This is a genomic window from Streptomyces sp. NBC_00885, assembly GCF_045207475.1.
In the GTDB taxonomy this organism is placed as follows: Bacteria; Actinomycetota; Actinomycetes; order Streptomycetales; family Streptomycetaceae; genus Streptomyces.
This window is the reverse complement of sequence record NZ_CP108796.1, coordinates 4,977,826-4,991,144: the sequence shown is the minus strand read 5'-3', so window position 1 is coordinate 4,991,144 and position 13,319 is coordinate 4,977,826. Positions and strand designations below refer to the sequence as shown.

Genomic DNA, 13,319 nt, shown 5'->3' with positions numbered 1-13,319 from the left:
TGAGTACGGCCACCGAGTGCCGCGACGGACCCCGTCCCCACGGTGCCGTCGCGCCGCCGGGGCCGCACGCGCCGCTCGAAGCGCTGCCCCCGGAGCCCTGCAACTAGACGCGTACCAGCTCGCGCTCCTCGTCCGGGTCCCCGGGACTCGCGGCGAGTTCCTTGTGCAGCTTCTCGCCCTCGACGTCCACATTCGGCAGCGCCCGGTCGAGCCAGCGCGGCAGCCACCACGCCTTGTGGCCGAGCAGCGCGAGCACCGCGGGCACGATCGCCATCCGGACCACGAAGGCGTCGAAGAAGACCGCGATCGCGAGGCCGAAGCCGATCATCTTGATCATCTGGTCACTGGAGCCGATGAAGCCGGAGAAGACCGCGATCATGATGACGGCCGCCGCCGTGACCACACGCGCCCCGTGGTTGAAGCCGGTGACGATCGCCTCGCCGGGCCGCTGGCCGTGGACGTACGCCTCGCGCATGCGCGTGACCAGGAAGACCTCGTAGTCCATGGCAAGACCGAAGACGACGCCCACCATGAAGATCGGCATCATCGACATGATCGGGCCGGTCTGCTCCACGCCGAACAGCGAGCCGAGCCAGCCCCACTGGAAGACGGCGACGACCGCGCCGAGTGCCGCGACGACCGAGAGCAGGAAGCCGAGGGCCGCCTTCAGCGGAACCAGGACCGAGCGGAAGACCACCATCAGCAGCAGGAAGGCGAGTCCGACGACGAGCGCGAGATAGGGCAGCAGCGCGTCGTTCATCCTCTGCGAGAAGTCGATGTTCATCGCCGTCGCGCCGGTGACCAGCACCTCGTCGCCACTCTCGGCCCGGATCGAGTGGACGAGGTCCTCGGTCTCGGCCGAAGACGGCCTGTCCTTCGGAATGACCGTGATCATCGCGGTGTCGCCGGACTTGTTGAGGGTCGGCGGGGTGACGGCCACGACGCCGTCGAGACCCTTGATGTCCTTGACCGTCCGGTCGGCCGCGGCCTTGTCGCCGTCGACGACGACCAGCAGCGGCCCGTTGAAGCCGGGGCCGAAGCCGTCGGACACCAGGTCGTACGCCTTGCGCTGGGTGGTGCTGACCGGCTGCGAGCCGTCGTCGGGCAGGCCCAGCTCCAGCGAGGATGCCGGTATGGCCATCGCGCCCAGGCCCACCACACCGGCGAGCAGCACGGTGACCGGGCGGCGCAGGACGAAGCGGGACCAGCGCGTGCCCATGTTCGGCTTGTCGCTCGTCTCCTTGCCCTTGCGGACCTTGCGGCCGAGCACCCGCTTGCCGGCGAAGCCAAGCAGCGCGGGTATCAGGGTGAGCGCGATCAGGACCGCGATCACGACCGTACCGGCGGCCGCGAAGCCCATCTTGGTGAGCATCGGGATGTTGACGACGGCGAGGCCGACCAGCGCGATGACGACGGTCAGGCCCGCGAAGACGACCGCGGAACCCGCCGTGCCGACGGCCCGTCCTGCCGCGTCCTCACGTTCGCGGCCCTCGGCGAGCTCCGCGCGGTAGCGGGAGACGATGAACAGCGCATAGTCGATGCCGACCGCGAGGCCGATCATCGTCGCAAGCGTCGAGGTGGTGGAGCCCAGGTCGAGGACGTTCGCCAGCGCGGTGATCGTGGAGATCCCGATGCCGACGCCGATGATCGCGGTGAGCAGCGGAAGTCCGGCGGCGACCAGCGAGCCGAAGGTGATGACGAGGACGACCGCGGCGATGGAGACACCGATGATCTCGCCGGACCCGGTCTCCGGGGCGGCCTGCAGCGCGTCGCCGCCGATCTCCACGGTCAGCCCGCTCTCGCGCGCCTCGGTGCCGGTCTCCTTCAGTGCCTCACGCGTCTTGTCGGTCAGCTCCATCCCGCTGACCTTGTACGTGACCGATATGTACGCCGTGCCGCCGTCCTTGGAGACGGCCTTCGCGGCGAACGGGTCGGTGACGGAGGCGACCTGGCCGGAACCGCCCTTCAGCTCGGAGACCGCCTTGTTCACCACGGCCTTGTTGGCGGGTTCGGTCATCTTGCGGCCGTCGGGCGCCTTGAAGACGACCCGCGCGGTCGCGCCGTCGGGGCTGGCCCCGGGGAAGCGCTCCTCCAGCAGGTCGAAGGCCTTCTGCGCCTCCGTTCCCGGCATCGAGAAGGACGACGAGGAGGCAGTGGACGCGGAGGCCGCGCCGACCCCGGCGAGCACCAGCAGCGCCACCCACAGCAGAGCGACGAGGCGGCGGCGCCGGAAGGCGGACCGCCCGAGTTTGTAGAGGAACGTGGCCACGAGGGCGTACTCCCGTGTGTGAGGTGAACAGGGCATGGGGAGCCGGCCCGACGACGAGAGCGGCGCGCGTCAGGGTGCTGCTGGGTGGTGCGGGGAGGCTGTGCGTCAGACGCCGAGGGCGGGGAGGACCACGGCGTCGATGTACTGCTTGACGAAGGCCGGGTCGGGAGTCCGGTCCTCGATGAGCTGCCGGGCGACGAAGGCGCCGACCAGCATGTGCGGGACAAAGTCGAGCGCGGGGTTGTCCACGCTGACCTCGCCCCTTTCCACGGCCCGCCGCAGCAGCGTGTCGAGTCCGGTGATCTCGGGCTCGATCAGCAGCTCACGCAGGGCGCGGTGGAGATCGGGATTGCCATGAATGGCCTGGGCCAGACCCCGCATCAGCGCGGAGTCCTTCTCCATCTGACAGTCGTCGGTGCGCTCCACCATGGCGTGGAAGTCGCCGCGCAGAGTGCCGGTGTCGATGTCGGCGACGCTCACCGGCTTGTTGTTCCGCAGCGCCTTGACGACCAGTTCCGGCTTGCTCCGCCACTGGCGGTAGAGCGTGGCTTTGCTGGACCGGGTACGGGCGGCGACCGCGTCCATCGTCAGGGCGTCGTAGCCGACCTCCCGCAGCAGGTCGAGCACGGCCTCGTACAGCTCTGCCTCGCGCTCGGGCGTGAGCCGACTGCGCGCTGTCATGGTCGACCTCCTTTCCCATCCGTACCGTCGCATCCGAACTGCCACAGCCGAACGAAACGGTTTCGTACACCACGACCGTAGCCCAGACCGTCCGCGAAACGAAACCGTTTCGCTTGTGTCCTGGGTCACCACCCGAATTCCCCCCGCCCCACAAGTTGCCCCACCCCCATGGCGCGGAAAGCATTGGGGGGTGAGCGACGACCTCGCGTATCTCCGTTTCCCGCACCTGCACGACGACTTGCTGTGCTTCGCCGCCGAGGACGATCTTTGGATCGCCCCCCTGGTACCGGCCGGGCACCGGCCCGGACGCGGCTGGCGCCTCACCGTCGACCGGACGCGGGTCGGCCATCCACGCTTCTCCCCCGACGGCAGTCAGATCGCGTACACGACCTGGCGCAGCCTCGATCCGGAGATCCATCTGGCACCGGTCTCCGGCGGGCCCGCACGGCGGCTGAGCTACTGGGGCTCGACCGACACCCGGGTCTGCGGCTGGGACCCGGACGGCAACATCCTCGCCGTCTCCTCCCACGGCCAGCCCTTCTCGTACTTCTCCTGGGGCTACAAGGTGGCCACCGACGGCTCCCCCGGCAAACGCCTGCCCTGGGGCCCGGCCTCCGACATCCAGGTCGCCGACATCGACGGAGAACACCGCACGCTGCTGCTCACCGGCAAACCGCCGCACGAACCGGCCGCGTGGAAGCGCTACCGGGGCGGGGCCACGGGACGGCTCTGGCTGCACGGGGAGCGGCTGCTCGCCGATGTGGCGGGGCATCTGGACTGCCCGATGTTCGTCTCGGGACGTATCGCGTTCCTCTCCGACCACGAGGGCGTGGGCAATCTCTACTCCTGTCTGCCCGACGGGACCGATCTCCGGCGCCACAGCGACCATGACGCCTTCTATGCCAGGCACGCCTCGAGCGACGGTCGCAGGGTGGTCTACCAGTGCGCGGGTGACCTGTGGATCGTCGACGATCTGACCGCGCCGGACGCCCGGCCGCGCAAGCTGGAGGTACGGCTCGGCGGACCGCGCGCCGGACGGCGGACCTATCAGGTCCCGGCCGCCAGCCACGTGGACTCGATCTCGGTCGACACGACGGGACGGGCGAGCGCGGTCACCGTGCGCGGCAGTCTGTACTGGCTCACGCACCGCGACGGGCCGGCGCGCGCGATCACGGACACCGCGGGCGTAAGGGTCCGGATGCCGGAGATGCTCGGCACCGGCGGCCAGGTCGCGTATGTCACGGACGCGGAGGGCGAGGACGCCGTCGAGATCGCGTACCTGCCGAGAGCGAGCGGCGACCGGGAGCCCCGGCGGCTGGCCGCCGGGCAACTGGGCCGCGTCCAGGAGATGGTGTCGGACCCTGGCGGAGAGCGGCTCGCGATCGCGTCGCACGACGGGCGCCTGCTGCTGATCGACGCTGCCGAGGAGGCCGGGGGCGCCTCCCGAGCCGAAGGCTCTGGGGAAGAGGAAGTGACCGAACTGATCCGCTCACTCAACGGGCCGGTCCGAGATCTCGCCTTCTCGCCCGACGGGCACTGGCTGACCTGGTCCCAGCCGGGCATCGGCCGCTCGCTGCGGCAGATCAAGATGGCCCGGATCAAGGACCGCACGATCGTCGACGTCACCAACGGCCGCTTCGAGGACGAGAATCCGGTCTTCACGCGGGACGGCCGCTATCTCGCCTTCCTCTCCTGGCGGGGCTTCGACCCGGTGTACGACGTCCACACCGGCGACCTGTCCTTCCCGCTGGGCTGCCGCCCCTATCTCGTACCGCTCTCGTCGGCGACTCCCTCGCCGTTCGCGCTGCTGCCCGACGGGCGGCCCGCGGCGGGCGGGCTCGATCCGCTGGACGAGCCGGGGGAAGGAGTCGCGGAAGGGACGGTGACGGTCGAAGTGGAGGGTCTTGAGAGCCGGGTGACACCGTTCCCCGTGGCGGCCTCCAAGTACTCGGCGCTGCACCCCGTCAGCGGTGGCGGCCTCGTCTGGCTGCGCTGGCCGATCTCCGGGGCGCTCGGCGAGACCTTCGCCAACCCGGCGGACCCCTCGCACCGCCCCACGCTGGAGCACTTCGACATCACCAAGGCCCGCAAGACCGAACTGGTCGGCGATCTCGACTGGTTCGCGGTGAGCGGCGACGGCAGCCGACTGGTGGTCATGGACGACGGGGAGCTGCGCGCGGTCCCGGCGACCGAGTCCGGCGACAGCGACTCGACGGTCTATCTGGACCTGCGCCGGATCATGCACGAGGTGGATCCGGCGTCCCAGTGGCGCCAGGCGTACGGGGAGGCGGGCCGAATCGTCCGCGCGTTCTTCTGGGAGCCGGGGATGTGCGGCATCGACTGGGACGCGGTCCTCGACCAGTACCGCCCGCTGGTCGAACGGGTCGCGTCGCCCGACGAGTTCGCGGACCTGCTGCGCGAGGTGATGGGCGAGCTGGGCACCTCGCACGCGTACGTGACGGCCGCGCGGCGCAATGAAGGGCCGCCGCACTACCAGCGGGCTATGGGCCTACTGGGCGCGAACCTGGTCTGCCGGGACGGCAGTTGGGTGGTCAAACGGATCCTCCCCGGCGACTCCTCGGACTCCAAGGCCCGCTCGCCCCTGGCCGGTACGGGCATCCGCGAAGGCGCGGTCCTCACTCATGTCGACGGCCGCCCGGTCGATCCGGTGGCGGGCCCCTACCCGATGCTCTCGGCGGCGGGCGGCACCACGGTCGAACTGACCTTCCGTCCCCCGGAGGGCGAAAGTCCCGCGCGGCGGGTGGCGATCGTCCCGCTGGTGGACGAGCGGCCGCTGCGATACCAGGACTGGGTGGCCAAACGCCGCGAGGTGGTCCTGGAGTTGAGCGGCGGAAAATGCGGCTACCTCCACATCCCGGACATGGGCGGCTCGGGCTGGGCGCAGTTCAACCGCGACCTTCGCCGGGAGATGTCACGCCCGGCGCTGATCGTCGACGTACGGGGCAACGCCGGCGGCCACATCAGCGAGCTGGTGGTGGAGAGCCTGACCCGGAAGATCATCGGCTGGGACCTGACACGGAACGCCCAGCCCGTCTCGTACGCCTCGAACGCGCCACGCGGTCCGGTGGTCGCGCTGGCGGACGAGGCGACGTCGTCGGACGGCGACATGATCACGGCGGCGTTCAAACTGCTGGGCCTGGGCCCGGTGGTGGGCAGCCGGACCTGGGGCGGCGTGGTGGGCATGACGGGCCGCCACCGCCTCGGCGACGGGACGGTGATCACGGTCCCGATGAACGCGGCCTGGTTCGACGCGTACGGCTGGGGAATCGAGAACCACGGCGTCGACCCGGACCTCGACGCACTGCGCACGCCCCTGGACTGGGCGGAGGGCCGCCACGTCCAGCTGGACGACGCGATCCAACTGGCACTGGACCTGCTGAAGACCCACCCGGCGGCGATGCCCCCGGACTACTCCGACGCCCCGGACCTGCGCAGGCCGAAGCTGCCGCCACGGGGGGCTTGAAGGGGCGCGGGTCTGGAGTGAGCGGGCTTGACGGGCGCGGGCTCGAGAGGCGCCACCGGCTCACTGACGCAGTCGCCGGTCCAGCGCCATCGACAGTTCCGCCTCGACCACGCTCTTCGCCAGCGGGCGCAGCCTCTCCACCTCTCCCTCCGGCGTGTGGGCCCTCAGCACCTCGACGAACAGGTCCGCCAGCGCGTCCGCGTGGGAGCGGACCCGGCGGGCCGCGTCCAGAACCGCCGCGAGCGGAACTCCCTCGCGTACCAGCGCTGCCGACACATCCAGCAGACGGCGGCTGATGTGGACGATCTCGTCGCCGTCGGTCGCCAGATAGCCGAGGTCCAGCGCGGCGGCCAGATTCTCGGGCGTGACCTCGCCCTCGAAGTAGTCGGCCAGTTCCTCCGGGCTGAGCCGGACCGGGGTCTCCTCGGTCGGCTCGCCCAGGCCGAGCACTTCGCCGACATCCCGGCCGCTCTCGAACGCCGTGGCCAGGTCCGCGATGCCGTTCAGCGTGTGGCCGCGCTCCAGCAGCGCCGCGATCGTACGGAGCCTGGCGAGGTGGTGCTCGTCGTACCAGGCGATGCGGCCCTCGCGGCGGGGCGGCTGTATCAGCCCGCGTTCGCGGTAGAAGCGCAACGTGCGCACCGTGATGCCGGCCTCCTTGGCCAGCTCCTCCATGCGGTACTCGCGTACGTCAGCCACAGGGGAAGCCTATGTTGTACCGCCGGTAACTTGTCGGGCCCCACCCCTACCGCGAGATATGCCGCTGCCTTACCCTCCCAACTGTGCCAGTGATTGCTGGCAGGGTGTTGACCTTCAGCGGGAGGCGGCGGCATGGGCCAGCGCGAGCACGTACGGGTGGCGGTGATCGGATCCGGATTCGGTGGCCTGGGAGCCGCGGTCCGGCTGCGCCGCGAAGGGATCACCGACTTCGTCGTCCTGGAACGGGCAGGCTCGGTCGGCGGGACCTGGCGGGACAACAGCTATCCCGGGTGCGCCTGCGACGTGCCCTCGCACCTCTACTCCTTCTCCTTCGCGCCCAACCCCGACTGGCCGCGCACCTTCTCCGGGCAGGAGCACATCCGCGCGTACCTGGAGCGTGTCGCCGACACCTTCCGGCTGCGCTCCCACATCCGCCTCGACCATGAGGTGCTGATGATGCGCTGGGACGGCGACGAGCTGCGCTGGGAGATCGAGACCTCCCAGGGGACGATGACCGCCGATGTGGTCGTCTCGGCGACCGGGCCGCTCTCCGATCCGAAGACTCCCGAGATTCCGGGCCTGGCCGACTTCCCCGGCAAGGTCTTCCACTCCTCCCGCTGGGACCACGACTACGACCTGCGCGGCAAGCGCGTCGCCATGATCGGGACCGGGGCGTCCGCGATCCAGATCGTGCCCGCGATCCAGCCGCAGGCCGCGAAGCTGACGCTGTTCCAGCGGACGCCGCCGTGGGTGCTGCCGCGGATGGACCGGAAGATCACCGGGGTCGAGCGCTGGCTGCACCGGCAGCTGCCCTTCACCGGGAGCGCGCGCCGCGGGCTGCTGTGGGGAATCAGGGAGCTGCAGGTCAGCGCCTTCACCAAGCGACCGAACGAGCTCGGGCTCATCGAGTCGCTCGCCAAGGCCAATATCGCGGGGTCCATCAAGGACCCTGCGCTGCGGGCCCGGTTGACCCCCTCGTACCGCATCGGCTGCAAGCGGATCCTGCTGTCGAGCGACTACTACCCGGCGCTCGCGCAGCCCAATGTGGACATCGTCGCCTCGGGGCTGAGCGAGGTACGCGGATCAAGCGTCGTCGCGGCCGACGGTTCCGAGACAGAGGTCGACGCGATCATCTTCGGTACGGGATTCCATGTGACCGACCTGCCGATCGCCGAGCGGGTGGTCGGCGCCGACGGGATCACGCTGGCCGAGTCGTGGAAGGACGGGATGCAGTCGCTGCGCGGCGCCACCGCCGCCGGTTTCCCCAACTGGATGACGATCATCGGCGCCAACACGGGCCTCGGGAACTCCTCGATGATCCTGATGATCGAGTCGCAGCTCAACTACATGGCCGACTACCTGCGCCAGCTCTCGGTACTCGGCGGGCGTGCGGCGCTGGCGGCCCGTCCGTCCGCGGTGGGCGCGTGGAACCGGCGGGTGCAGGAGCGGATGGAGCGGACGGTGTGGAAGTCCGGCGGCTGCAACAGCTGGTACCTGGACGCGAACGGGCGTAACACCACGCTGTGGCCGGGGACGACGGGCGAGTTCCGGCGGGAGACGCGGCGGGTGGATCTGTCGGAGTACGAGGTCGTACGGGCGCTCGCCGAGTCCGCCGCGGCAGCCGAATCCGTGGACGTCGCGTCATGAGCCGGAACGTCATGAGCCGGACACTGACCGCCGTCTCCGCCGACGGATCGCCGGTCCATGTCGAGGTGCACGGCCCCGACGATGCGCCCGCCGTCGTGCTGGCGCACGGCTGGACCTGCTCGACGGAGTTCTGGGCCGCCCAGATACGGGAGTTGGCCACCGATCACCGCGTCGTCGTCTACGACCAGCGCGGTCACGGGCGCACCGCGGCAGCCGGCGCCGGTACCGGCGTACTCGCCGACGACCTGGAGGCCGTGCTCGGCGCGGTACTGGCTCCGGGCGAGAAGGCCGTGCTCGCCGGGCACTCCATGGGCGGGATGACACTCATGGCCGCGTCCGGGCGGGCTGCCTTCGCCGAGCACGCGGCTGCGGTACTGATGTGCAGCACGGGCAGTTCGCGGCTGATCGACGAGTCGCTGGTGCTACCGATGCGCGCCGGACGGCTGCGGAGCCGGATCACCCGTGCGGTGCTGGGGTCACGGGCGCCACTGGGGCCGGTGACGCCTGTCTCCAAACGGATCCTCAAGTACGCGACGATGGGCCCCGGTTCGGCGCGGGAACGGGTCGCGGAGTGCGCCCGTATCGTGCACGCCTGCCCGAGGGCGTCCCGGGTGGCCTGGGCACGTGTGCTCGCGGAACTCGATCTCGACGCGGGCGTACGGGAGTTGAGGGTGCCCGCGGTCGTGGTGGCGGGCACGGCCGACCGGCTCACCCCCCTGGTGCACGCCCGGCGACTCGCCGACGCCCTGCCCCGGTGCCTGGAGCTCGTGGAACTCGCCGGGATGGGCCATATGACACCGGTGGAGGCCCCCGAGGCCGTCACCGCGAAGATCCGCGAACTGGCGGACACGTACCTGAACGCGAAGGAGGAGGCCGCATGAGCAGGACCAGCCTGGAGGGACAGGTCGCGGTCGTCACCGGCGCGGCACGGGGCGTGGGCGAACTGCTGGCCCGCAAACTGTCGGCGCGCGGCGCGAAGGTGGCGCTCGTGGGCCTGGAGCCGGACGAGCTGAAGCAGGTCTCGGAGCGGCTGCACACCGAGAGCGATCACTGGTACGCGGACGTCACCGACCACGAGGCGATGGCGCGGGTCGCGCGGGAGGTCAAGGAGCGCTTCGGCAAGGTCGACATCGTCGTGGCGAACGCGGGCGTGGCGTCGGGCGGTCCCTTCATGGACTCGGATCCGGTGTCGTGGCGCCGGGTGATCGAGGTCAACCTGATCGGCAGCGCGGTGACCGGGCGGGCGTTCCTGCCGGTCCTGGTGGAGAGCCGGGGGTACTTCCTGCAGATCGCGTCGCTGGCCGCGATCACCCCGGCGCCGATGATGACGGCGTACTGCGCGTCCAAGTCGGGCGTCGAGGCCTTCGCGCACAGCCTGCGGGCGGAGGTCGGATACCGGGGCGTGGGGGTCGGCGTCGGCTATCTGTCCTGGACGGACACGGATCTGGTGCGGGGCGCGGACCAGGACGACGTGATGCGGGAGCTGCGGCAGCGGCTGCCGTGGCCGTCGAACAAGACGTATCCCCTCGGCCCGGCGGTGGACCGCATCGTGACCGGGATCGAACGGCGGTCCTCGCATGTGTACGGGCAGTGGTGGCTGCGCGGGATGCAGTCGGTGCGGGGCTATCTGCCGTCGCTCATCGGGACCGTGGGACAACGGGAGATGCGGCGCTTCGCGCCGCGGCTTGAAGGGGTCCCGAAGGGGCTCGTGGGGGCGGGCGGCGCGGCGGACGAGGCGGCGCGCACGGAGCGTAATTGATCAAAATGCGCGGTATGTCGGCGCATGCCAGTCTGGTCGAGGCCCACATCCCCACACCCCGCGAGGAGTGAAACACATGGGCATCAGGGACCAGTTCGAGGTCAAGGCTCAGCAGCTCAAGGAGCGGGCGGAGCAGGCCGCGAGCGGCGCGCGGGACGAGGCGCCGGAGCGGGCTTCGAAGGCGCGGCAGCCGCGCCGGGAGCAGAACAAGTCCGACGACGAAGCCATGCACGAAGCGCAGGACAGGTTCAACCTGGACTACGACGCCTGACGCTGCGCTGTGCGAGGGCGTGAACGAGGCGCACCCGGGACGCCGGGTGCGCCTTTCCGCGCGGCGCCCTCAGTTACAGGTCGTAGACCGCCGTCACCGGCGCATGGTCGCTCCACCGCTCCCCGTGCGTCGCGGCCCGCTCCACCCACGCCTTCACCGCGCGCCGCGCCAGACCCGCCGTCGCGACCTGGTAGTCGATGCGCCATCCGCTGTCGTTGTCGAAAGCCCGCCCGCGGTACGACCACCACGAGTACGGCCCCTCCGCCTCCGGGTGCAGCGCCCGCACCACATCCACGTACTCCTCGAAGACCTGGCCGAGCCACTCCCGCTCCTCGGGCAGGAAGCCGGAGTTCTTCCTGTTGGCCTTGAAGTTCTTGAGGTCCGCCTCGCGGTGAGCGATGTTCCAGTCGCCGCACACCACCACCTCGCGCCCGTCCGCCGCGGACTTCGCCTTGAGCTCGCGCAGATAGGGCAGGAACTCGCCCATGAACCGCATCTTCTCGTCCTGCTTGTCCGTGCCCACGTCGCCCGACGGCAGATACAGGCTCGCGACCGTGACACCGGGCAGGTCCGCCTCGGCGTACCGCCCGCTCGCGTCGAACTCGCTCGACCCGAAGCCGATCCGCACCCGGTCGGGTTCGCGCCGCGTGTAGAGGGAGACGCCCGCGCGGCCCTTCGCCAGGGCAGGGGCGTGCACCGTGTGCCAGCCCTCGGGCTCGCGGACCTCGTCCGGGAGCTGGTGCGCCTCGGCCCGTACCTCCTGGAGGCAGATGACGTCGGCGGCGGTGCCGGCCAGCCACGGAACAAAGCCCTTCTTGGCGGCGGCGCGCAGCCCGTTCACATTCACGCTAGTCACGGTGAGCATCCCGGCACCCTATCCAGGGGCCACCACGGCATCCCGGTGTGGCCTACACGTACGCTCGTGGGCATGGATGTGAGACCCATGCCTTTCGACCACCCCGATGCCGTCAAGCTCAATGACCAGGTGCAGCTCGAATACGCCGAGCGCTACAGCGACGACGGCGATGTCACACCGCTCGACGCGTCGATGTTCGAGCCGCCGAACGGTCTCTACCTCCTCGTGTACGACCACGACGGGCACCCCGTCGCCTCCGGCGGCTGGCGTTCGCACGAGGAGAACGACGAGGGCTACAGCGACGGAGACGCCGAGCTCAAGCGCATGTACGTGATCCGCGAGGCGCGCGGCCAGGGTCTCGCCCGGCGCATCCTCGCGGCCCTGGAGGACGACGCCCGCGCGGCCGGCCGGACCCGGATGGTTCTGGAGACCGGCACGAAGCAGCCCGAGGCGATCACCCTCTACCTGTCCAGCGGCTATGAGCTCTGTGCGCGGAAATTCGGCCACTACCGCGAATTCGACGACAGCCGCTGCTTCGCCAAGCTCTTGTCGCGCCCCTGACATAAACAAGATTCCCGTGGCACTCTGCCTCACGCACGTGCAAGCCGATCCGCACCGCCTCATCCCCCACCCTGCCCGCGCGACACCACGCGCGGGCACGGCAGAAGGAGACATGCGTGAGACGCCATCGCACCGCCGCAGGAATCCTGTTGGCCGTCGGCACACTGCTGGCCGGCGCACTCTCGGCCACCGCCGCAAACGCCGCCCCTGCTCCCTCCCCCACCCCGACGGTCTTCAAGCAGCAGCAGACAAAGGGCTTCTGGACCGCTGAACGGATGCGCAGCGCCACCCCGCTCGATGTGCTCCGGGTCGCCCCGGGCTCCGTCAAGGCACCGAAGCCGGGCGGCAAGGAGACGATCGTCGCCCCGACCGTGGCATCCTCAACTGCCGTAGGGCCGATGGCCTTTCCGCAAGCAGGCGGCCCCTGGACGGGCGGCGGCGCGGTGGTCAAGACCTCCGGCCGGGTGTTCTTCACCTTCCAGGGACGTACGGCCTCCTGCTCCGGCGACTCGGTCACCAGCCAGAACGGCAGCACCGTGATCACCGCGGGCCACTGCGTGAAGTACCAGGGCAGCTGGCACACCAACTGGGTCTTCGTGCCCGGTTACAACAACGGCCAGGCCCCGTACGGCCAGTGGTCCGCCACCAAGACCTTCTCGACCACCCAGTGGGTGGCGAGTGAGGACATCAACTACGACGTCGGCGCCGCGGTCGTCGCCCCGCTGGGCGGCAAGACCCTCGCCGCGACGGTCGGCGGGCAGGGCCTGAGCTTCAACGGCGGCTACAACAAGCCGATGTACGCCTTCGGCTTCCCCGCGGCCTCTCCGTACGACGGCACCAAGCTCATCTACTGCAGCGGGAACTCCTCCAAGGACTTCCTCTTCTCGCAGGACCACAGCCTGGGCTGCAACATGACGGGCGGCTCCAGCGGCGGCCCCTGGTTCACCTCGTTCAGTGAGACCACCGGCACGGGCCTGCAGGCTTCGGTGAACAGCTTCGGCTACATCTTCCTGCCGAACCGGATGTTCGGCCCCTACTTCGGCAATGACGCCAAGTCGGTGTACGACAAGGCGCAGGTGTCCTAGGTCGGGC

At 70.1% G+C, this 13,319-nt stretch carries 11 protein-coding genes; 7 read left to right on the top strand and 4 right to left on the bottom strand.

The genetic code is table 11. From position 1 onward, the window contains the following. Positions 1-103: 103 nt before the first annotated feature. Together OHA61_RS22760 and OHA61_RS22755 are read right to left on the bottom strand one after the other, a co-directional pair. Positions 104-2,269, bottom strand: coding sequence for an MMPL family transporter (locus OHA61_RS22760; protein WP_406304589.1), 2,166 nt, complete (start codon positions 2,267-2,269; stop codon positions 104-106). Between the two features lie 105 nt (positions 2,270-2,374). Continuing rightward, entirely contained in the window at positions 2,375-2,950 is a 576-nt protein-coding gene (locus tag OHA61_RS22755) for a TetR/AcrR family transcriptional regulator (protein WP_324982437.1), read from the bottom strand. Positions 2,951-3,140: 190 nt separating this feature from the next. Here OHA61_RS22755 and OHA61_RS22750 point away from each other — a divergent pair, with 190 nt between their 5' ends. Beyond that, positions 3,141-6,434 carry a S41 family peptidase gene (locus OHA61_RS22750; RefSeq protein ID WP_406304588.1) on the top strand — a complete coding sequence of 1,098 codons (3,294 nt, stop codon included), beginning with the start codon at positions 3,141-3,143 and terminating at the stop codon, positions 6,432-6,434. Positions 6,435-6,494: 60 nt separating this feature from the next. On the opposite strand, the gene OHA61_RS22745 is transcribed toward OHA61_RS22750, so the two are convergent. Beyond that, entirely contained in the window at positions 6,495-7,109 is a 615-nt protein-coding gene (locus OHA61_RS22745) for a MerR family transcriptional regulator (protein ID WP_324982476.1), read from the bottom strand. A 156-nt stretch (positions 7,110-7,265) separates the two neighbouring features. Here OHA61_RS22745 and OHA61_RS22740 point away from each other — a divergent pair, with 156 nt between their 5' ends. The 4 genes from OHA61_RS22740 to OHA61_RS22725 all read left to right on the top strand — a co-directional run bounded on the left by OHA61_RS22740 (position 7,266) and on the right by OHA61_RS22725 (position 10,810). Next, a complete protein-coding gene (locus OHA61_RS22740) occupies positions 7,266-8,780 on the top strand; it encodes a flavin-containing monooxygenase (RefSeq protein ID WP_406304587.1) in 1,515 nt (504 codons plus the stop codon). Further along, complete coding sequence (locus tag OHA61_RS22735) at positions 8,777-9,661, top strand: alpha/beta fold hydrolase (RefSeq protein WP_406304586.1); 885 nt, start codon at positions 8,777-8,779, stop codon at positions 9,659-9,661. The genes OHA61_RS22740 and OHA61_RS22735 overlap by 4 nt, the downstream gene beginning before the upstream one ends. Further along, a complete protein-coding gene (locus tag OHA61_RS22730) occupies positions 9,658-10,539 on the top strand; it encodes an SDR family oxidoreductase (RefSeq protein WP_406304585.1) in 882 nt (293 codons plus the stop codon). The genes OHA61_RS22735 and OHA61_RS22730 overlap by 4 nt, the downstream gene beginning before the upstream one ends. Before the next feature lie 76 nt (positions 10,540-10,615). Then, complete coding sequence (locus OHA61_RS22725; protein WP_406304584.1) at positions 10,616-10,810, top strand: hypothetical protein; 195 nt, start codon at positions 10,616-10,618, stop codon at positions 10,808-10,810. A gap of 73 nt (positions 10,811-10,883) precedes the next feature. On the opposite strand, the gene OHA61_RS22720 is transcribed toward OHA61_RS22725, so the two are convergent. Next, positions 10,884-11,675 (bottom strand): exodeoxyribonuclease III, encoded by a 792-nt coding sequence (locus OHA61_RS22720; protein WP_406304583.1) that lies wholly within the window; start codon positions 11,673-11,675, stop codon positions 10,884-10,886. Positions 11,676-11,738: 63 nt separating this feature from the next. Here OHA61_RS22720 and OHA61_RS22715 point away from each other — a divergent pair, with 63 nt between their 5' ends. Together OHA61_RS22715 and OHA61_RS22710 are read left to right on the top strand one after the other, a co-directional pair. Then, on the top strand, positions 11,739-12,227 hold the full coding sequence (locus tag OHA61_RS22715) for a GNAT family N-acetyltransferase (RefSeq protein WP_406304582.1): 489 nt from the start codon (positions 11,739-11,741) through the stop codon (positions 12,225-12,227). Between the two features lie 116 nt (positions 12,228-12,343). Continuing rightward, entirely contained in the window at positions 12,344-13,312 is a 969-nt protein-coding gene (locus tag OHA61_RS22710; RefSeq protein WP_406304581.1) for a trypsin-like serine peptidase, read from the top strand. Positions 13,313-13,319 lie beyond the last annotated feature (7 nt).

Coding starts and splice junctions, on each gene's coding strand:
- OHA61_RS22755 (WP_324982437.1), bottom strand. CDS start 2,950: ATGACAGCGCGCAGTCGGCTCACGCCCGAGCGCGAGGCAGAGCTGTAC.
- OHA61_RS22745 (WP_324982476.1), bottom strand. CDS start 7,109: ATGGAGGAGCTGGCCAAGGAGGCCGGCATCACGGTGCGCACGTTGCGC.
- OHA61_RS22740 (WP_406304587.1), top strand. CDS start 7,266: ATGGGCCAGCGCGAGCACGTACGGGTGGCGGTGATCGGATCCGGATTC.
- OHA61_RS22735 (WP_406304586.1), top strand. CDS start 8,777: ATGAGCCGGAACGTCATGAGCCGGACACTGACCGCCGTCTCCGCCGAC.
- OHA61_RS22730 (WP_406304585.1), top strand. CDS start 9,658: ATGAGCAGGACCAGCCTGGAGGGACAGGTCGCGGTCGTCACCGGCGCG.
- OHA61_RS22725 (WP_406304584.1), top strand. CDS start 10,616: ATGGGCATCAGGGACCAGTTCGAGGTCAAGGCTCAGCAGCTCAAGGAG.
- OHA61_RS22720 (WP_406304583.1), bottom strand. CDS start 11,675: ATGCTCACCGTGACTAGCGTGAATGTGAACGGGCTGCGCGCCGCCGCC.
- OHA61_RS22715 (WP_406304582.1), top strand. CDS start 11,739: ATGGATGTGAGACCCATGCCTTTCGACCACCCCGATGCCGTCAAGCTC.